Raw genomic sequence first — 20,395 nt, 5'->3', positions numbered from 1 at the left:
CTCAACGCTCCCCTGCCGCGACACGGTCGAGCCACGCGCCAAGCGCAGCATTGAGCACGTCCGGCGTTTCGATGTAAGACGCATGTCCCGCGCCTTCGATGATTTGCAGCGGCACACCCGCGACTCGGGCAATCGTCTCGCACGCCGCCGGCGGCGTGATGCCGTCCACGGCACCGACAGCCACCGCGACCGGACCGGCGCCTGCGCTCACGTACTGCGCGAGCTCACCGGCGACGTCGCCGTTCGAGAGCAGATGCGTCGCCTGACGGTAGCCAGCGGGCAACACGCGCGCCATGTTCCATTTCACCCACGCACGCGGCAGGTCCGCAGCGTCGGGCGCGACCAGATTGTCGCTGCGCTCGCGCGCCATGCCGTCCGGCCCGAGCTTGTCGAGCATCGCCAGACGGCTGTCGCGCTTCGATGCGCGCACTTCCGGGTCGGCCTTGCCGTACCCATTGGCCGGCGAGCATAGGAAAAGACCGCGCACGCGTTGCGGCGCGCGGCTGGCAAACTTCGTCGCCATGATCGCGCCAAGCGAATGACCGATCAGGGCAACGCGATCCAGACCCAGCGCGTCGAGCCAGGCTTCGAGCGCATCGGCGTAAGCGTCGGCGTGCGGTTCGGCGTCGGCAACGTTGGACGTCTCGCCATAGCCGGGCGCATCCCACGCGTACCGCGCGGCGTCCAGACCGGCGGCGTCGAGTTGTGCCACCCACGACGCTGCGCCCGAACCGATGCCATGCAGCATCACGACCGGGACATGTGCGTCATGCGCGTCACTCGTGGTCCCGGCGCAGCGATAGCCCACCGTGCCCACGCGCGTGGCGACGGTACGGTACGGGAAGGCGTCGAGGCGCGCTCGCAGCGGCGCGACGACATCGTCGACTGGCACTTCGGACTGAATCGCTTGGGATGACATGGCTTTCCGGCTCTTCGGATTGACGGCTTGACGTCTGATTTCGTGAAATTCCTGCCGGCGCGGCATGCTGGCATGCCGCGCCGGACTTCGTTCCGGCTTACTTCAGGTCGCGCTTGATCTTCGCGAGCGGCGAATCCGGCGGATACGTGGGCGTGACCGGCTTTTGCGAGCCGAGCATCACGCACATCAGTGCGTCTTCGTCGCCGATGTTGATTTCGGTGCGGTACACACCCGGCGGCACCGAGATCAGGTCGCGCTCGCCGAGAATGGCTTCCCACGTCTCACCGTCGCGCTCGCAGATCACCTTCATCTTTCCGCGCATCACGAAGAAGATTTCCTCGACGTCCATGTGGATATGGCTCGGGCCGATGTTGCCGGCCGGAATCACCATCGTGGAGAACGTGAAGTGACCGGCGGGCACCGTGTTGGTGTCCTTGGCGACGCCCGTGCCGCCCGTGCCGACATAGCGCATTTGCGCGCGGCGGTACTTAGGGTCGTAGTCGGCCTGGAACTTGAGCGCGTCCCAGTCGTACTTGCGCGTCGAGAAACGGGCGACACGCGTATCCAGCCATTCGCCGAACGTCTGGCCTTCGGCCTGCGTCCAGCTCTCGACGGCCTGCGGTGTCGCGGTGTTTTTGGCTTCGGCTTGCGCCATGGCGTAACTCCTTGAAGGCATCACAAATGAGATGGGAATGAGAGCGGCTCGTCAGGGCATGACGAAGCCGCCGTTGACCGGCAGCACCTGACCGGTCACGAAACGGGAAGCGTCGGACAGCAGGAACAGCACCGGCCCGATCACGTCGTCGGGCACCTGTGCGCGCGGCAAGGCGCGTCCTTCCAGGTAATGACGATGACGCTCGGCCGGCACATACGCTGTGGCTTCGACCTCGACGAGGCCCGGGGCGATCGCGTTGACGGTGATGCCGTCCGGGCCGAGTTCACGGGCCAGCGAACGCGTCATCGCCATCACTGCGCCTTTGCTCGCCGTGTAGGCGAGCAGGCGCGGCGCGCCCCACAGCGCGGTGTCGGACGCGATGTTCACGACACGGCCCTGCCCGGCAGCACGCAGAAACGGCAACGCCGCCATCGTCATGAGCCACGTGCCGCGCACGTTGACGTTCATCACGGCGTCCCATGTCTCGAGGCTCAGTTCGGTGGCCATCCTGCCGCCCGAATTGGTAATCGCGCCGTTATTGACGAGGCCGTCGATGCCGCCCATCTGTGTGCCGGCGGCCTGCGCGGCGGCTTGGACCGATGCCGGGTCCGACAGATCGACACGCACGAACGACACCGCATGGCCGGCATCGCGCAATTCGGCGGCGAGCGCTTCGCCCGCCTGCGCCGCGATATCGGCAATCGTTACTTGTGCGCCGCGAGCGAGCGCCGCGCGCACGAAGCCTTCGCCGAGGCCGCGAGCACCGCCGGTGATCAGCAGCTTCTTGCCGTCGAGCGGCGCGAGCGTGCTCGCGTCGAGCGGGAGGATGGGCAGTTCGTTCACGATGAATTCCTTCCGACGTCGTGCGCTCAGGCGATGTTCATCGAAGCACGCGGCACGTAATGCAGTGCGCGGCGCTCCAGCCAGACCACGGCGGCGTAGGCGGCGATACCAATGGCCGTCAGACCGGCGATGGCGACAAACACCATGGCGGTATTGCCCTGACCTTCGCCGTACACGAGCAAATAGCCCAGACCGCGGTCACCGCCGACGAGCTCGCCGACAGTCACACCGATCACGGCGAGCGTCGAAGCGATGCGCAGGCCGGCGAACAGCGCCTGCATGGCCGACGGAAACTCGACGAAACGGAAGATCTGCCAGCGACGACCGCACAGCGCGCGCACCAGATTGACCATGTCCGGGTCGACCGAGCGCACCGCGCCCAGCACGTTGATCATCACGGGGAAGAACACGATCAGCACCGCGACGAGGATCTTCGGATAGATCGTGTAGCCCATCCACATCACGAACAGCGGCGCGAAGGCCACCTTCGGCGCGATCTGCAAGGCGAGGATGTACGGCGAGAGCATGGCTTCGGTCGACGGCGACAGCCCGAGGATCACGCCGATCATCACGCCGAGCGCCGAGCCGATCACGAAACCGGCGACCACTTCGAGTGCAGTCACGCCGATATGCAGCCAGAGATTCTCGACCTCGAACATGCGCGCGCCTTCGACCAGGGTCGACGACAATTTCGGCAACACGAACTCGGGCACGCCGAACGCGCTCGGGCCCCACTGCCATACGGCCGCGAAGATCAGCAGCAGCGCAAAGCTGCCGACGGTCAGTTGCGTTTTGGAAAGGGATTTCATAGCGGAGATTCCAGTGTCTTGTGCGTAACTAGCCGTGAGCGGCGATCAGCCGAGATGGTCGTCGCGACCGACCTTGAGCAGTTCCATCAGATGGGCGACGTATTCGTTCATGCCTGCCTGCTTGCGACGCTCGATCGGGTTGTCGCGATGCGGCAGATCGACGGTGATCTCTTCGATGATCGTGCCGGGGCGCTCGCTCATGACGAACACGCGATCCGACAGCGCGATCGCTTCCGCCAGATCGTGGGTGATCATCAGCGCGGTCTTGCCTTCTGCCGCGAGCATTTGTGCGAGGTCCTGCTGGAGCACCATCTTGGTCTGTGCGTCGAGCGCGGAGAACGGCTCGTCCATGAGCAGCACGTCCGGCTCGATGGCCAGCGTGCGCGCAAGCGCGGCGCGCTGGCGCATGCCGCCCGAGAGCTGGTGCGGATAGTGATTCTCGAAACCCTTCAAATGGCAGCGCGCGAGCAATGCCTTGGCGACCTCGGCGCGCTCGGCCTTGTTGCGCCCGCGAATCTGCATGCCCAACTCGACGTTCTTCTGAATCGAGCGCCACGGCATGAGCAGATCCTTTTGCAGCATGAACGCGACCTGTTGCGACGGGCCACGCACCGGCTTGCCCGCGAGCGTCACCTGCCCTTCGCTCGGCGCGTACAGCCCCGCGCCCATGTTGAGCAACGTGCTCTTGCCACAGCCGCTCGGACCGATCAGGGAGACGAACTCCCCTGCCTTGATGCCGATGGACACGTTCGTGACGGCCGTCATCTCGCCCTTGCCCTGGCGATTTTTGAACCGACGCGTCACGCCGCGATATTCGATAGCGAACGGCAACGGCGTTGCCGTCGCCTGCGCCTGCCGTGCGTCGGCATAGGCCTCGGCTACGTTTGCGTCCTTCAACTGAATCGACCTGAGCATGGGAAACCACCGAGTTTCTGGATGTTCAACTTGCCTCGGACAACCCGCGACGTCGCTTCACGATCGCGGCTTGCCAGCCTGTCTTTCTCTTTCGCGCTTTTCTCGCGTTTCGTTTCATTGGTGAAACGTTGATTTACTTATGGATCAATTATAGGGAGTGAAAAGCGGAGTCAAAATTGTTTTTTGCCTAGGGGAAACCCGTATCCAAAGGGTTGCGCGAGCGTTAGGCGGTATGCGACGGGGTTCGAGACCGAATCCGAAGACGAAAAAAAAAAAAAAAACGCCGGTGGGCGAATGCCCGACCGGCGCGTCAAGAGAGACCACTGGGTGAAACAGTTGTGCGTCAGAACGAGTGATGCACGCCCGACATGATCACGAGCTGATTCGACGTCGACGACGGGCTGATCGTATTGATCGCCGTGACCGCGCCATTGCCGCTCGCGTGTTGGTAAGCGCCGCTCACGTACACCTGCGTGCGCTTGGAAAACGCATAGACATCGCCGAGGCTGACCTGCGTCCAGCGCTTGCCGGACATGTTGGTCGTGGCCGCGCCGAAGGTGATCGTGTTCGCAACGCTCGTCGCATAGTTCGCGCCTGCGTCGAATGCCTGATAGGTGTCGCTGTAGCCCGGCGACTGGAGCTTCACGCGCGTGTACAGGGCGTGCAGCAGCCACGGCCCGAAGCCGTACGACACGCCGGCGCCCATGTTCTCGACGTTCGACGCGGCGTACGTTGCGACGGGCTGCCCCTGGAACGTGGCGCCGCCGAGCACCGCAACGTTCGGCGTGCGGTTGTTTTCATTCGAATACACCGCCGACGCCTTGAAGCCGCCGTTCGTGTAGTTCGCCGCCACGCTCCACTTGCGCCCGTTGGCAAAGTTCGCGTTGTTGCCGAACGAGATCATCGCGCCGGCCTTGAAGCCCTTGAAGTCCGGTGTGACGTAGCGCACCGAGTTATCGGTCTGCACGACGGAAGTGTTGGCCAGTTCGTCGAGGTTACCCGGGTGGAACATGTACCAGTTCATGCCCAGGTAAGCGGTACTGAACGGGCCCAGCCAGTCGAAGTTGAAGCTGGTCATGTGACCGATGGTGACGGTGCCCATCTTGTCCGACTGCAATCCGACCCACGACTGGCGATTGAACATCGCGCCCGCCTTGAGCGTGTTCCCCGTGAGCGTGGAGAAGCCGTTCTCCAGCAGGAAGATCGCGCGATTGCCGCCGCCCAGATCTTCCACGCCGCGCAAGCCCCAGCGATCCGGCTGCGAGCCGCCTTGCTGTGCGAGCCAATTCGCGCTGCCGCCCTGATTGTTCACGAATGCCACGCCGGCATCCATGCTGCCGTACAGCGTCACGTTGCTCTGCGCGTGCGCAGCGACCGGCACGCCCGCACCCAGCAGCATGGCTGCGGCCAGCGCCGTCATGCCCGGGATCCGCCCCATCGGAAACCGCTTCATCTGTGTACTCCTGTCGTTCGATGATTCGAGAACGATGGATACGTCTCGCGGCGCGCACCTCAATCCGCATTCGTCGGCCACGCTCGACCAACGACACCCCTGCCCGGTGCCCGTCACTGACGTTCCATCTATGAAACGTTGGATTACTTATGAAACCAACTGTGCAGAGCTTAGGCCAGGACACCCGAGACACTCGCAGCGGAGATGCACGAATTGATGGCGGCAAATTGGCGTGCTAACGCGTGCGCGTTGGTCCACTGGTGGACGTGTCAGCTCGGTGCGGCAAGGCACCGAACGTCCCGCCCGCGTTGCCGGAAGTCCCGACGGTGCGACATCTGCGGCCCGGACGATGCGATGTGAGCCGATCCGGATTTACCCGAGGGAGGCTTGCGAACCGCCGAATCAAAAACAATAATATTTGAACGTTATGTTCATATTTGAACGTTTTATTTTTTCCGATTCATTCCGATTCATCGCCTCTTTCGTCAAAGGATGTCCCCATGCAAGCTCCCCTCATCGGCATCAACGGTGCCGGCATCGGCGGTCTGGCCGCCGCCATCGGTTTGCTGCGCGCCGGATTTCGCGTGCGTGTCTATGAGCAGGCGGCCCAGTTCGCTCGCGTGGGCGCGGACATCAATCTGACGCCGAACGCCGTGCGTGCGCTCGACGGGCTGGGTGTCGGCGATGCGCTTCGCAAGACCGCCGCGCAGCCGAGCCATCGCATCAGCCGCACGTGGGATTCGGGCGAAGAGACGTCGCGTCTCGAAATGGCGCAGACCGCGCAGACGAAGTACGGTGCGCCACAACTCACCATGCATCGTGCAGACCTGTTGCAGGCATTGGAGCAGGCCGTGCCCGCCGAATCGATTGCACTGGGCAAGAAGCTCGTGTCGTTCGAGGCGCCGGCCGCCGGTCAGACGGGCAGCATCCGACTGGCGTTTGCGGATGGCACCTATGACGAGGTCGACGTACTCATCGGCGCGGACGGCATCCACTCGGTCGTGCGCACGGGGCTCTTTGGCAAGGAGTCGCCGGAGTTCACCGGCGTGGTCGCATATCGCGCGGTCGTGCCTGCCGACAAGCTCAAGGGCGTGCCGAATCTCGGCGCCTTCACCAAGTGGTGGGGACCGAATCCGTCGAGCCAGATCGTGACGTTCCCGCTCAATCTCGGTCGCGATATCTTTGTGTTCGCAACGACGCCGCAGGACAGCTGGACGCTCGAATCGTGGACCGCTCCGGGCGATGTCGAAGAATTGCGCGCCATGTACGCCGACTATCACGCCGAAGCACGGGCGCTGCTCGAAGCCTGTGACAGCGTGCTGAAGTCGGCGCTGTACGTGCGCGATCCGTTGCCGCAGTGGTCACGCGATCGTGTGTCGCTGCTGGGCGACGCCTGCCACCCGATGATGCCGTTCATGGCGCAAGGCGCAGGCATGGCCATCGAGGATGCTGTGGTACTGTCTCGCCACCTGACGCAAGCGGGTCCGGCAGCAAACGCCGCCGCGCTCGCCGATGCCCTCGCCAGATACGAAGCGGCGCGTCGCGAGCGCACGGCGCGCGTGCAGATTGGTTCGCGCGGCAATCAGTGGCTCAAGGAAGGCGGCAACGCCGACTGGGTCTACGAGTACGACGCCTGGCAAGTGCCGCTCGCCGCGTGATCGGGAAAGCGATGTAGGGGCGTGGGGCAGATGGGCATAGGGGCGTTGGCGTCACACACTGAATGCCATGAATGCCGCGAATGCCCTGCCCCGGCCCTTCTATTTCAATGAATGGATTCGAACGCATGACCAAAGCAACGCCCGACGCCGCGCCGAGCGACGCCGCCGACACCGCCGACACCGCACAAGCGGGTCTCGTGACACCTGTCATGCGAGCGCTCAAGCTGCTGCGCTTCGTGGCCGACGGTGGCTCGACCGCCAACATGAGCGAGGTCGGACGCCGCATCGGCGTGAACCGCGTGACCGTCATGCGTCTGATCGAAACGTTGCAGTTCGAAGGCGTGCTGGAGCCGTTGCCCCACGGCGGTCATCGTCTGGGGTTGGGTTTTCTGACGCTGGCCGCGAGCGCCCTCGCTGGCGAAGATCATCTGGCGACGGCGCGACGTGTGCTTACGCGCGTCACGAGTGAAACGGGCTTGTCGAGCTACCTCACGGTGCTCGACGGCGCGCAGGTGCGTTATCTGCTGTGCGAGACGCCTGCACTTCCTCTGGTGAGCAACATTCGTGCTGGCAGTCGCGTCACGGCACATCTGACGGCACCGGGTCGCGCGTTGCTCGCGCATCTGAGCCCTGAGCGTCGCCGTGCGTTGCTGGGTCCGGAACCGCTTGCGGCGGCCACGGCGCAGAGCGCGCGGACATACGCCGCACTCGACGCGCAGTTGGCCCGCGATCGCGATGCCGGGTGCGCATGGAGTCAGGACGGCTTCGAAGCGGGCATCGACGCCTGTGCGGCTGCGGTACTGGACAGTCATGGCCGACCGCTGGCAGCCATCAGCGTCGCTGGCCCGCGCGCGCTGGTGGGAACCGACTCCGTCACCCGGGACCGCACGGCCCGCGCCGTCAAATCGGGGGCTGCCGATCTCGCGGTATTGCTTGCCGAGGCGCCGGCATTCTTGGCGGCGGCGCAGGGGATGTAAGCGACGCAAGCATTCCACGTCGCCAGGATTCACCTTAGGTGTACCGGCACCATCAGCCCCGCGACGTAGCGGCAAGCCGTTTGATACGTGCGGTGACAATCGCGTGTCCGACTTGATCGATCTCGCCGTATTACTGACGCACGTGTCAGTTTTCGTCAGGCCGACGACGTCCTCCTAAGTCGCTGGACAGCGCCCTTCCCCTTGTGTTCGTGCGGCGCCCGCCCCTTCCAGTCACGAGCGTCGGAATAGCGAGTCGTTGCCCGTCGTTTCGTCGCACGCAACGAAACAGCTCACGACGTAACACGTCGTAACGCGAATTCCGCCTTACTTTTCCCTTTCAATGCCCCTGGGCGCGGTTTGCGCTTGCTAGGATTTTTCGCTCCGGGCAGAGGCACATCGCGTCGAATCGATGCGGATCGATGCGAATCGGGGCGTCGCATTGACGCACGCGAACCTGTGCCAACGCTCGCTTTGCGGCGAGTCCAATGAAGAAAAATGTTTTGTGGTGGCAGCATGCGGCGATAGTCGGCGTGCTTTGTGGTGCTTCGGCGTTGGTGCAGGCACAGGAAGCGACCGTCTTCGCGGGCGGCATGAATGCGCGCAACGACGACAACGCCCACACGTACGCGTGGGGCTTGGACTATCGTCAGGCGTTGAGCGAGCACTTCGCGGCGAGCTTCACGTGGATGAATGAGGGCCATGTGCCGGACCATCATCGAGACGGCTTTGCGTTACAGGTCTGGGCACATCAACCGCTGTTCGACCGACGCTTCGACGTCGCGGTGGGTGTCGGGCCGTACCACTATTACGACACCGTGGCCGGCAGTCACGCACACCGCTACGAAGACGATCACGGCTGGGGCGCCATGTTCTCCGTCGCCGCGACGTGGTACTTCGAAAGCCGCTGGTATCTGCAAGCGCGTGCGAACTACGTGCAATCGCCGTCGAGCGTGAATACCGTCACGTACCTGCTTGGCGTGGGGTATCAGTTGGAGAAGCCGTCGTCGCCCGGTCCGCTCGCGGGCAATGGGAATCGTGGCGTGCCGACGGGCGATGTCTTGTCGGTGATGATCGGACCATCGGTTGTCAACAGCCTCGATTCGCAGAACGCATTGGCCGAGGCCATCGAATACCGGCACGGCTTCGGACGATGGATCGACGGCACGGTGTCGTTGATCAACGAGGGGCATAGCGACATCGGCAACCGTCAGGGTGCTGCGGCGCAGGTGTGGCTGAAGGACGATTTCTTCGACGATCGTTTCAGTCTTGGGCTGGGGTTCGGACCGTACGTGACGTGGAACAAGTACAAGGAGAATCGCGCGGCGGGCGGCGCGCAAAACGTCGTTGCCGGGTTGATGACGATGAGCATGGCGTACCGCTTTGCGGATCACTGGGTCGGACGTGTTTCGTGGAACCGCGTCGTCACCGGCTATGACCGCGATAGCGATATCTTTCTGGCGGGTGTGGGGTACAAGTTCTGATTCTGATTGATGCGACGTCCTGTCGCACTCCTGTTAATTAACATCTTTATTAGAGTCCTCACTCGACTCTCCTGGCATGTCGGTATCGCCTTGAGATCCTTACTTCATAGGGGTTTCGAGGCGATTCATTCTTCGCAATTCATTGTTGCGCCGCGTGCGGTTACTCCTGAGGCGTGGTCGTCCTACCTTAGAGGCGTAGGCGGTGCCGGACTCGAAAGCGAGCTGGCCGACCACCAAGAAAAAGCAATGACAGGAGAAAAATCATGACCCGCACTCTTTCCCATCTGATGATCGCCGCAACTCTTGCCGTGGCCGCCGTTCCGGCCGCCTTTGCAGGCACTGGCGGTAACGGTTATCCGAATGAAAACTTCTTCTGGCAATCGAGCGTGTACAGCGAACAGTTGGCAGTGCCGCGCGCTCAGGTGCGTCAGGAACTGATGAACGCGCAAGGCTCGCTGGTGCAGACCGATAGCCAGTATCCGGTCCTGAAGACCTACGGCACCCCGGTTGCCGGGCACGTGCAAGGCTCGACCGTGTTGATGAACTCGACTTATCGAGGCAATTGATCGACCCGGCGCCCGGCCTTTGCCGGGCGTTGAAGCCTGCACTGCCCCACACCCCGCATATTTCTGCGGGGTGTTTCTTTTTGGCGTCCGAATCCTGGCGACTGCTGCAATCGATGCCATCGAGACCATCATCTGAAGCGGCGGCATGTCAGACCGCGAAGCCAGCAAGCTTGCGCTCGCCAAGCGGCGTGACGCGTAGTGCCCGAGCCTCGCGAGTGGGTTCAAGCCATTTGGCGTCGAGGCAGGTGCTGAGCAGCGCCGCCCCCAAAGCGCCGCCGAGATGCGGTTTGCGCTCGCTCCAGTCGGGGCAAGTGCAAGCGAAACGACGTCGACGCGCGCGGGCCGAAGTGAGATCGACGCCAAGGGCGGTCAGCCCGTCCGAACCGGCGTCGGTAAGGGTGACATCGCTGCCATCGATCCGAATCCACCGACGGTCAAGCATCCGCGCGAAGACATCGACAGCGATTTCCCCTGCGAGATGGTCATAGCAAGTGCGCGCGTGACGAAGGGGAATGGGGGTGGAGCGACTGACGGGCACCGGACGCGGCTGAAGCTCCCGCGTCGCCAGAACGGCACTGGCAAGCGCCTCAATAGCAGCCGCGGTCTCAGGCGTCGCAATCCGAAAATAACGATGACGCCCCCGCGCTTCCTGCGCAAGCACACCACCATCGACAAGACGGGCCAGATGCCCACTGGCGCTAGACGGGGAAAGCCCGGCGACCAGCGCCAACTCCCCCGCAGGACGCGCGGAGCCGTCCATCAAGGCCCAAAGCATCGTCATGCGGCCAGGGTCAGCTAGGAGGGCAGCAAGGGAGCTGATGCCGGGGGCATGTTGACGAGTTCTATCCATATCAGCCAATCCAAGTGGATGTAGGGAAAGTATATGGGACAGAACTCCACCAATACTTCAGTTAGCAATGAAATATCGATGATTGGAAAAACTGAAAATATATTTCCAGCGAGGAAGCGGTAATGCAATCAGCGAGCATTGGGCAAAACCGATATTCCCTCGAACGCAGGCGGTCGCCCTGGCTTCGGTTCAAACCCCATAGATCGGAGGATTGCCAACGTCTTTTGACGCGGAATAAGACCGTCCGCCGATACCTTTCCATCATTAACCGCCCAAGCTAACCGAGGTAAATCGCGCCGGTATCCATGTTCAAGCAAATAATCCACAACCTCATACTGTCGTAAATTTGCAGCAATGTGCGCCACCCCGAACCCGCTGCTATCAGCCGCATTAACATCCGCTCCAGCCTCGACCAAGAGCTTCATGTTGGCAGGCCGCATGATAGATTGTCGCAACGCATTAAACATCAGTCCTTTGTGCGTAGCGTTGGGGTCTCCCTTGAATTCCAGTAGCACCTTCAAAATCTCAGGCGACTCAAACTCGGCCGCCAACCAAACGAGATGAATTTCATGCTCAGGCCCGATCGGCTGATTGGGATCTGCCCCTGCTTCGAGAAGTGCACGAAGACCCTCAACGTTTTTGGCCGAAAATGCCCATCCTAGTGGGGACATATTCTTGTCACCCACCGCATTGACGTTGACGCCCTCGCGCACAAGTTGTCGAACTTTTCCGAGATTGCCCTCGGCTGCAGCTCTCGCCAACGACGCCTCCTTTTCATCCGAAAAGTAATCTTTTGACACGCCATCAACTACGCGCATTTCACACCCTCCCAAGAGTGGAAAAATCAGCGCCATCAGCGAAATCACCAGACGACACCATCGGCTAGTCATACAAGCCCCTATTAGTCAAAATTCACCAAGCTCCCGCAACACGTCTCACAGCACTATTCAGTACGCTGACCATACCATGCGCATCCAGCGCATCACCAAAGGAACCGATCGAGTACATATTCTCAGGAACCAAAGTGTTTCGCTGAATCGTCGGTTCACGATGGAGGACGCCATGAGGCCGTGACCCGCAGACCATTGGCTTCGCAATACCGCTTGAAAACGATCTTGTCCGTGGAAATTGGCCATCGTTTTACTGCATACGGGAGCCACCCGACAAAGCCCGCCACGGTGTCGTCGTTGAGCGTATTGGAATAAGCCAATCCGTGATGGGCGCGAAACGAAAACTTCGGAATCAATACGACGGTGCGCCCGCCAACCTCGACGCTCGCGTGGTAGGTGTCAACATCAAGCTTCATCGAACCGCCCGCCGTCCTCGTCCATTGGCGCAAAGCCGTCAAATGCGCATTGAGGTTGAAAATATGAAACATGGTTCGGTCCCGGAGCGGGCGCACTCCACGTACAACCCGCAAGTACTTGTTATGAATTCAAGGATCGACTTCACGCGAACGGATGCGGAAACAATCCCGCCCTTTGCACCATGACGTCTCAATGTTGTAGTCCGACTATTTTGGACGCCGGCGCATTGCTCTACGGTTTGATCGAACGTCATTATGCATAGGCATAATCGACAGGCATGCCGGGTACAAGACATTTCACGACAGATTGAAGCATCCCGAGGTCGTCCTGCGCGAATATTGAAGCAACACCGTAGTCTTCGCTGCGCTCAACGACATTGCGACGGAACGCCCTCATGACGACAATTTCTCTGACAACGCACCCCCAGTTTCCCGTGCATGCGCTGGATGCCATCGTGCATCCCGATCCCTATCCGTATTACGCATCGCTCGCAGCACGTCGTCCGTTCGAGTACGACGCGTCGCTCGGCCTGTGGGTGGCGGCGGGGTCGCAGGCGGTGGCCGAAGTGCTCAGGCATCCGGCATGTGGCGTGCGCCCTGCCGGTGCGGTCGTCCCTGCGGCGCTGAGCCACGGACCGGCGGGCGCGTGGTTCGGTGCGCTCGTGCGCATGAACGACGGGCCTGCGCACGCCGCCATGAAACCTTGGCTCAAGGCCCGGCTCGCGGCACTGTCGTCGGATCGCGACTCACTCGCCAGATTGCACGAAGCCACGCAGGCCGCATGCGCCGATGCCTATCTCGCCTGCGGAAAAACGTCCGCCGCGCGTCTGGACGACTTCGTTTTTCGTCAGCCGGTGTACGCGCTGGCAGCCTGGCTCGGTGTGCCGGCGACCCAATGGACCGAGGTCCATGCAGACGTGCGCAAGCTGGTCGCCGCGATGGCCGAAGCTGCGCGCCCGTCTCCCCGCGAAGACGTGCTCGATGCTGGTCACACCGCCGCCACCGCGATGCGCAGCCGTGCGATTCGCTGGCTCGACGCAGACGCGGCGCCGGGTACGTGGTTGCAGGAGACAGCCCGCAGCGCAGCGCGCAACGAAGGCACCGACTTCAGCGCCCTCACGGCAAACATCGTCGGCCTCTTCACACAGACGCACGACGCCTGCGCCGGACTGGTCGCCAACAGCGTGAGACGAGTCGCGCGCGGAGTGTCCGGGACCTCCGGCACGTCTGGGACGTCCGGAATGTCCGGTACGCCACTGAATGGGGCCGTGGGCGCCTCGATGCGTGATTCAACGGGTGCACCACCTGCCGATCTGCGCGCCGCCATCCAAACCGTGAGCGACGTCATCCGCTTCGATCCGCCCGTGCAGAACACACGCCGTTTTTTGCACACGCCCGCAGTCATTCGCGGTCGGACGCTGGGCAAGGGGGACGTCATCCTCGTCTTGCTGGCATCGGCCGGTCGGGCTCCTGACGAAGTGGGCGACATGAACGCGACCGACGACACCGCGTGGACGTTCGGTCTCGGCGCGCACGCCTGCCCGGGGCGCACGCCTGCCAGCACGATCGCCGCTGTCGGCGTCCACGCGATTCTCGGCGGTGGTGAGGACCTTGCGCCGCTCGGCAGCGGCACGGCGTATCACCCGCTGCCGAATGCGCGCATCGCCCGGTTTTCCGCGTAGCGATTGGCGTGCCGAGGACATATCGCCACCAAAACCTATTTTGTTTTATCTGATGGAACTTTAATTCCACCAGACAAAACAGAGGCACCGAATCGAAAACCGTGTAAACACAAGGCTTTGCAAGGGGACGCGTCGCCGTCTCGGGATTTCGGGCAGGATGACGCTTTGCTTCTTTTGCCCGTTTGCCGTGCCTGCCGCGTCATGCCGACGCGACGGATACGCGACGGATGCGTCATCGCCTCTTCGCCGCCCTCATGTCCGACACACTCACCGACGGTATGCCCATGCCCGCAAGGCTGTGGGCCGTTGCCACCGTCATGCTTTCGATCTCGCTCTCGGTGCTCGACAGCGCGATCGCCAACGTTGCGCTGCCCACCATCGCGCGCGATCTGAATGCCAGCCCGGCAACGTCGATCTGGATCGTCAACGCCTATCAGCTCGCCATCACCATTTCGCTGCTACCGCTCGCCGCGCTTGGCGAGATCGTGAGCTACCGACGTGTCTATACGGTCGGCCTCGCGCTCTTCACGCTCGCGTCGCTGGCGTGCGCGCTCTCGGACTCCCTGATGACGCTCACGCTCGCGCGCGTGGCGCAAGGCTTCGGTGCCGCCGGAATCATGAGCGTGAACACCGCGCTGGTGAAGGCGATCTATCCGTCGCGCTGGCTGGGACGCGGTGTCGCGCTCAATTCGCTCATCGTCGCAGTGTCTTCGGCCGCCGGACCGACGATTGCCGCCGGAATTCTCTCCATCGCCCACTGGCCGTGGCTCTTCGCGATCAACGTGCCGCTGGGCATCGTTGCCTTCGCCATTGCCGTGCGTTCGCTGCCCGACACCACGCGCGCTTCGCATCCCTTCGACTGGACGGGGGCCGTGCTCAGTGCGCTGACGTTCGGGCTACTCATCTCCGGCATCGATGCCTTCGGGCACGGCCAGGACCGTTGGCTCGTGGCCGTCGAGCTCGTGGCGGCGGTCGTCATCGGCACGATCTTCGTGCGACGCCAACGTCACCAGCCAGTGCCGTTGCTGCCGGTCGATCTGCTGCGCATCCCGATTTTCGGATTGTCGATCTGCACCTCGATGGCGTCGTTCTGCGCGCAGATGCTGGCCTTCGTCTCGCTGCCCTTCTTCCTTCAGGACACGCTCGGCTTCGATCATGTGCAAACCGGTTTGCTGATGACGGCGTGGCCGCTCACCATCGTGGTCGTTGCACCGATCGCGGGTCGCCTGCTCGAGCATTACAAGCCCGGATTGCTGGGCGCCGTGGGGCTAGCGGCATTTGCCGTCGGTCTGCTCGCCCTGGGCTTGCTTCCCCAACATCCGAGCACGCTGGACATCGTCTGGCGCATGGCGATGTGCGGCTTCGGCTTCGGCCTGTTCCAGTCGCCCAACAACTACGCGATGCTCATGTCTGCGCCGAAACACCGCAGCGGCGGTGCGAGCGGCATGCTCGGCACGGCGCGCCTGACCGGCCAGACGACGGGCGCCGCGCTAGTGGCGCTGGTGTTCAGCGTTGCACCGGACGGTTTCGGCACCCGTGCGTCGCTCTACGTCGCGGCGGCGTTCGCGGCAGTCGCTGCCGTGGTCAGTAGCCTTCGTACGTTGCCGTCCGCCCAGCCGGGCGCGACGTCGTCTCGCCGGTGACCGTGCCCATTGACCGCTGGCAAAGGCGACCGCCGTCTTCCGAAATGACCGGGGCCATGTCGAGGCCAATGTCGGGGCGAATGTCGAAGCCAACGTCGAAGCCAACGACGAGGCCAAAGACAGGGCGCGTCGGGCGCCCCGCGTGCGTTCATCCGGCCGGCCGTCCGGCCGTGCTACACTGCCGACCTTTTACGGCTCGCCCGCGCAAGCCGCAAATGCCATGAGTTTCTGCGCCATCGATTTCGGCACTTCGAATTCTGCCGTCGCCGTGCAAACCGGCGGCGCCATGCGTCTGGTCGAACTTGAAGCCGGCTACGGCACACTGCCCACGGCCGTGTTTTTCAATGCCGACGAAGGCGGCCGCGCGTCATTCGGCCGTCAGGCCGTCGCCGATTACATCGACGGCTACGACGGGCGCCTCATGCGCTCGCTCAAAAGCCTGCTTGGTTCCTCCCTGATCGAAAGCACCACCGACCTCGGCAACGGCTCGGCGATGCGCTATATCGACATCATCGCCACGTTCCTGCGTCACCTGCGCACCCATGCCCTGAAGGCCGACGGCGGCGATCTGCGTCAGGTCGTCATGGGCCGTCCGGTGTTCTTCGTCGACGACGACCCGAAAGCGGATGCCGCCGCGCAGCGCTCGCTCGAACAGAGCGCGCGCGACGTCGGTTTCGACGACGTGCAGTTCCAGTTCGAACCCATTGCAGCCGCCTTCGATTACGAGTCGCGGCTCTCGCAGGAGCAGCAGGTGCTGGTGGTGGACATCGGCGGCGGTACGTCGGACTTCTCGCTCGTGCGCGTCGGCCCGGACCGCGCGCGTCGTCTGGACCGCAAGGACGACGTACTGGCTCACCACGGCGTGCACATCGCAGGCACGGACTTCGATCGCCGCATCGAACTCGCGACGATCCTGCGCGAACTCGGCTACAAGGCGCTCGGACCGGACGGCAAGGAAGTGCCGAACCGCATCTACTTCGACCTGGCCACCTGGCACCTGATCAACACCGTCTACACGCCCAGACGCGTGGGCGAGCTGGCGCTCACCGCGCATCTCTATGCCGATCCGGCGCATCACCGTCGTCTCATGCGCACGGTCGAGCAACGTCTTGGTCACGCACTGGTCGGTCATGCGGAAACGGCCAAGATCGACGTGTCGGCAGGCGGCGAAACGCGCATCGACCTCTCGGTGATCGAGCGCGACCTGAGCATCGCCTTCTCGGAGACGGGGCTGGTAGAGGCCGTGAGCGACGAGATTGCGAGCATCACGACGGGTGCGGTACATACGGCGTCGCTCGCGGGCCTGAGTGCCGAAGACGTCGATGCCCTGTACTTCACCGGCGGCTCGACCGGTCTGCGCTGCCTGTCGGGCGCAATGTGCGCCGCCTTCCCCAAGGCAACGCCGGTCTTTGGCGATCGCCTCGCCAGCGTTGCGTTGGGGCTGGGGATTCACGCGAAGCGGGTGTTTTCCTGATCGTTGGCGTAGCGACGCTGAGACCTCAAGAAAAAAGCGCGCGACCGAAAGGTCAGCGCGCTTTTTTTCGTCAGATGGCAACGCTCAGGCAAGCCATTGCCAAAGCAGCAACGTCATTCCCAACCCGACCACGGAAACGATGGTCTGCAAGACCGACCAGACCCACAACGTTTCCTTGAGCTTCAGGCCAAAGTACTCACGCACCATCCAGAAGCCCGCGTCGTTGACGTGGCAGAAGAACACCGACCCGGCCCCGATGGCCAATGCGATCAGCGAGCCCTGCACGGGCGGCAGGTGCATCACCAGCGGCGCCACGATGCCTGCCGTCGTGGTCGTCGCTACGGTCGCCGAGCCCGTCGCCTGACGCAACGCCACGGCGATCAGCCAGGCGAGCAGGATCAGCGGCATGTGCGTGCCGACGGCCACCTTGCCGATGGTGGTGGCGATACCGGCCGTCACCAACGCCTGTTTCAGCCCTCCGCCCGCGCCGATGGTCAGCAGCAGGCCCGCGATCGGCGGCAGCGCGCGACGCAGCGTCTCTCCAACCCGTGCGCGCGGCAAGCCGCGTCCCCAGCCCAGCACCACGATGGCGACGACGACCGTCAACGCCAGCGCGATGATTGGCTCGCCGAGGAAATTGAGCGCATCGAACAGCGATGTCTCGGGGGTCAGCGCAACCTTGGCGAGCGTGCGGCCCAGCATGAGCACGACCGGCAGCAGAATGACCAGCAGCGCCGCCGCGAACGGCGGTTGCCCGATGTCGTCGTCGCGCTTGCTGAACAGATCGCCGAGCTGCTGCGGCGCCTCCACGTGCAAGCGTGGCGCGAGCCACATGCCGTAGAGCGGTCCGGCGAGAATCACTGCCGGAATGGCGATCAGCAGGCCGAGCCCCATCGTCATGCCCAGGTCCGCATGCAGCGCCGACACGGCGATCAGCGGGCCGGGGTGCGGCGGCACGAGCGCGTGCAGCGTGGTCATGCCGGCGAGCGCCGGAATCGCCACACGCAGGATCGGGGTGTTGGCGCGACGCGCCATGACGAAGATGATCGGCACCATCATGACCAGACCGACTTCGAAGAAGAGCGGCAGGCCGATAATCATGGCGACGAGCGCCATCATCCACGGCAAGGCTGCGCCCTTGCCGAACTTGAGCAGGACGGTCACGATCCGGTCGGCCGCCCCGGTGTCGGCCATCAGCGCCCCGAGCATGGCCCCCAGCGCGATGATCATGCCGGCGTCGCCCAGCAGACTTCCCGCCCCTTTGCTGAACGCGCTGGCCACCGCGTCGAGCGGCAAGCCCGCCCCCAACCCCGCGATGAACGTGCCGATGAGAATCGACAGGAACGGCGAGAGTTTGAGCGCGCTGATGAAAACGATGATGGCCACGAGGCCGACGAGACAGGACAGCAGAAGGCGAGTGTCGTGCGCTGCCCAGGGCACGACGTGGTTGACTATCTCCACGATGATCCTTGATGACGGAAAACGAAAACACCGGCGCGCAGCGCGCGGCCGGTGTGTTCGGAGATTGTGCTACCGGAGTCGGCCGCATGCACGCATGGGCCGCAACGCCCCGTGAGATGGGGCGGGCGGGAGGCGGCGGCAAGTTTCAGTCGACGAAACATGGCGGCCGCCCGGTGAAATTACTGGAATGCGACTTCGTTGAAGCTGCGAAGTTTGCGACTGTGCAGACGATCCAGACCGTTATCGCGCAACAGCTCCATCGCCTTCACGCCGATCTTCAGATGCTGATCGACACGCTCGCGATAGAAACGGTCGGCCATACCGGGCAACTTGAGTTCGCCATGCAGCGGTTTGTCGCTCACACATAGCAAGGTGCCGTATGGCACCCGAAACCGAAAGCCGTTTGCGGCAATCGTGGCGCTCTCCATGTCGAGGGCGATCGCACGGCTCTGGCTCATGCGCTGCACCGGCTCACGGTGATCGCGCAATTCCCAGTTACGGTTATCGACCGTCACCACGGTACCCGTGCGCATCACACGCTTGAGTTCGAAGTCGTCCAGTTGCGTGACGTCCGCCACGGCACGCTCGAGCGCCACCTGCACCTCGGCCAATGGCGGCACCGGCACCCACAACGGCAGGTCGTCGTCGAGCACATGGTCCTCGCGCACGTAACCGTGGGCGAGGCAGTAATCGCCCAGCCGCTGTGAGTTGCGCAGTCCGGCGCAGTGTCCGAGCATCACCCATGCGTGCGGGCGCAGCACGGCGATGTGATCGGTAATGGTCTTTGCGTTGGACGGCCCAACCCCGATATTCACCATTGTGATGCCGGTATTGTCCGGACGCACGAGGTGATAGGCAGGCATTTGCGGCAGCCGCGACGGCGACGTGCCCACGGCGGCGCGCGCGGCGAGATTCTGGTTCCAGTGCGTCACGTTGCCCGGCTCGACGAATGCGGTGTACTGGCTGCGGTACTCGCGCAAGGCGGGGTCGTCGGTCGCGCTCATCAGTTCACGCCCCAGTTCGACGAACTCGTCGATATAGAACTGGTAGTTGGTGAACAGCACGTAGTTCTGGAAATTCTCGGGCGACGTGGCCGTGTAGTGGCGCAGACGGTGCAACGAGTAATCGACGCGCGGCGCGGTAAAGAGCGCGAGCGGCAGGATCTCGCCCGGCAGCGGGTCGCGTGTGCCGTTGACGATGCTGTCGTCCATCTTGGCAAGGTCGGGCACGTCGAACACGGTGCGCATCGCGCGCAGGTGCGTCTGATCGAGATCGCCTTCGAGATAGACGCCGTCCTGATACGCGAAATGCACGGGAATCGGCTCGTCGGAGACACCGACCTCAAAAGCCACGCCATGGTTGTGCGCGAGTCGGCGAAGCTGCTCGATGTAGTAGTTCTCGAACAGGTCGGGACGCGTGACGGTGGTCTGGTAGCTCCCCGGGCCCGACACGAACCCGTACGACAGACGCTTGTCGAGCTGGGTAATGTCCTCGGTGGTGATGCGAACGAACGGGTAATGCGCGCTCACGCGGCGCGCCTGATCTTTCTGTCGGGAGAATTGCTCGAATGCGGAGCGCAGGTACGCCGTGTTGGCGTCGTAAATCGTCTTCAGGTAGGCGACGGCTTCCACCGGATCCGTAATCGATCGGGTGGCATGGACCGGTTCTTGTTCGGACATGCGCAAACCTCTTCTGTCTTTTTC

18 protein-coding genes are annotated in these 20,395 nt (G+C 63.1%); 7 read left to right on the top strand and 11 right to left on the bottom strand.

Annotation, left to right across the window (positions count from 1 at the left end; all coding sequences use genetic code 11):
- Position 1 precedes the first annotated feature (1 nt).
- The 6 genes from PCA31118_RS15935 to PCA31118_RS15910 form a co-directional block, all read right to left on the bottom strand.
- Positions 2–919, bottom strand: coding sequence for an alpha/beta fold hydrolase (locus PCA31118_RS15935; protein ID WP_150626104.1), 918 nt, complete (start codon positions 917–919; stop codon positions 2–4).
- Positions 920–1,016: 97 nt separating this feature from the next.
- Positions 1,017–1,574, bottom strand: coding sequence for a cupin domain-containing protein (locus PCA31118_RS15930; protein WP_150626103.1), 558 nt, complete (start codon positions 1,572–1,574; stop codon positions 1,017–1,019).
- Positions 1,575–1,625: 51 nt separating this feature from the next.
- Positions 1,626–2,417: an SDR family oxidoreductase gene (locus tag PCA31118_RS15925; protein ID WP_150626102.1), complete on the bottom strand. Its 792-nt coding sequence runs from the start codon at positions 2,415–2,417 to the stop codon at positions 1,626–1,628.
- A gap of 26 nt (positions 2,418–2,443) precedes the next feature.
- Positions 2,444–3,226 carry an ABC transporter permease gene (locus PCA31118_RS15920; protein WP_150626101.1) on the bottom strand — a complete coding sequence of 261 codons (783 nt, stop codon included), beginning with the start codon at positions 3,224–3,226 and terminating at the stop codon, positions 2,444–2,446.
- Between the two features lie 45 nt (positions 3,227–3,271).
- Positions 3,272–4,141 carry an ABC transporter ATP-binding protein gene (locus PCA31118_RS15915; protein ID WP_150626100.1) on the bottom strand — a complete coding sequence of 290 codons (870 nt, stop codon included), beginning with the start codon at positions 4,139–4,141 and terminating at the stop codon, positions 3,272–3,274.
- A gap of 343 nt (positions 4,142–4,484) precedes the next feature.
- Complete coding sequence (locus PCA31118_RS15910) at positions 4,485–5,561, bottom strand: porin (protein WP_174990498.1); 1,077 nt, start codon at positions 5,559–5,561, stop codon at positions 4,485–4,487.
- 533 nt (positions 5,562–6,094) lie between these two features.
- Between PCA31118_RS15910 and PCA31118_RS15905 the strand changes: the two genes are divergently transcribed.
- From PCA31118_RS15905 to PCA31118_RS15890, 4 genes are all read left to right on the top strand, one after another.
- Positions 6,095–7,252: an FAD-dependent monooxygenase gene (locus PCA31118_RS15905; RefSeq protein ID WP_150626098.1), complete on the top strand. Its 1,158-nt coding sequence runs from the start codon at positions 6,095–6,097 to the stop codon at positions 7,250–7,252.
- A gap of 125 nt (positions 7,253–7,377) precedes the next feature.
- Positions 7,378–8,229 (top strand): IclR family transcriptional regulator, encoded by an 852-nt coding sequence (locus PCA31118_RS15900; RefSeq protein WP_150626097.1) that lies wholly within the window; start codon positions 7,378–7,380, stop codon positions 8,227–8,229.
- A 485-nt stretch (positions 8,230–8,714) separates the two neighbouring features.
- Positions 8,715–9,710: a hypothetical protein gene (locus PCA31118_RS15895; RefSeq protein WP_150626096.1), complete on the top strand. Its 996-nt coding sequence runs from the start codon at positions 8,715–8,717 to the stop codon at positions 9,708–9,710.
- Between the two features lie 263 nt (positions 9,711–9,973).
- Positions 9,974–10,276 (top strand): DUF4148 domain-containing protein, encoded by a 303-nt coding sequence (locus PCA31118_RS15890; protein ID WP_150626095.1) that lies wholly within the window; start codon positions 9,974–9,976, stop codon positions 10,274–10,276.
- A gap of 148 nt (positions 10,277–10,424) precedes the next feature.
- On the opposite strand, the gene PCA31118_RS15885 is transcribed toward PCA31118_RS15890, so the two are convergent.
- The 3 genes from PCA31118_RS15885 to PCA31118_RS15875 form a co-directional block, all read right to left on the bottom strand.
- Positions 10,425–11,135, bottom strand: a complete 711-nt coding sequence (locus tag PCA31118_RS15885; RefSeq protein WP_425495367.1) for an ArsR/SmtB family transcription factor — start codon at positions 11,133–11,135, stop codon at positions 10,425–10,427.
- A 119-nt stretch (positions 11,136–11,254) separates the two neighbouring features.
- Entirely contained in the window at positions 11,255–11,992 is a 738-nt protein-coding gene (locus PCA31118_RS15880) for an ankyrin repeat domain-containing protein (RefSeq protein ID WP_174990493.1), read from the bottom strand.
- 179 nt (positions 11,993–12,171) lie between these two features.
- Entirely contained in the window at positions 12,172–12,504 is a 333-nt protein-coding gene (locus PCA31118_RS15875) for a hypothetical protein (RefSeq protein WP_150626092.1), read from the bottom strand.
- A 323-nt stretch (positions 12,505–12,827) separates the two neighbouring features.
- Between PCA31118_RS15875 and PCA31118_RS15870 the strand changes: the two genes are divergently transcribed.
- From PCA31118_RS15870 to PCA31118_RS15860, 3 genes are all read left to right on the top strand, one after another.
- Complete coding sequence (locus PCA31118_RS15870; protein ID WP_150626091.1) at positions 12,828–14,114, top strand: cytochrome P450 family protein; 1,287 nt, start codon at positions 12,828–12,830, stop codon at positions 14,112–14,114.
- Positions 14,115–14,341: 227 nt separating this feature from the next.
- Positions 14,342–15,757, top strand: coding sequence for an MFS transporter (locus tag PCA31118_RS15865; protein ID WP_217431272.1), 1,416 nt, complete (start codon positions 14,342–14,344; stop codon positions 15,755–15,757).
- Positions 15,758–15,977: 220 nt separating this feature from the next.
- Entirely contained in the window at positions 15,978–17,231 is a 1,254-nt protein-coding gene (locus PCA31118_RS15860) for an Hsp70 family protein (protein WP_150626090.1), read from the top strand.
- 84 nt (positions 17,232–17,315) lie between these two features.
- On the opposite strand, the gene PCA31118_RS15855 is transcribed toward PCA31118_RS15860, so the two are convergent.
- On the bottom strand, positions 17,316–18,692 hold the full coding sequence (locus tag PCA31118_RS15855; RefSeq protein ID WP_246190259.1) for a GntT/GntP/DsdX family permease: 1,377 nt from the start codon (positions 18,690–18,692) through the stop codon (positions 17,316–17,318).
- Positions 18,693–18,871: 179 nt separating this feature from the next.
- The gene (locus PCA31118_RS15850; protein ID WP_044454615.1) at positions 18,872–20,371 is read right to left on the bottom strand and encodes an AMP nucleosidase; all 1,500 of its coding nucleotides are present in this window, start codon (positions 20,369–20,371) and stop codon (positions 18,872–18,874) included.
- Between the last annotated feature and the right edge of the window lie 24 nt (positions 20,372–20,395).

This window comes from Pandoraea captiosa (assembly GCF_902459775.1).
Taxonomy (GTDB): domain Bacteria; phylum Pseudomonadota; class Gammaproteobacteria; order Burkholderiales; family Burkholderiaceae; genus Pandoraea; species Pandoraea captiosa.
The sequence above is the reverse complement of the archived record's forward strand: the minus strand, read 5'-3'. Positions and strand labels throughout refer to the sequence as shown.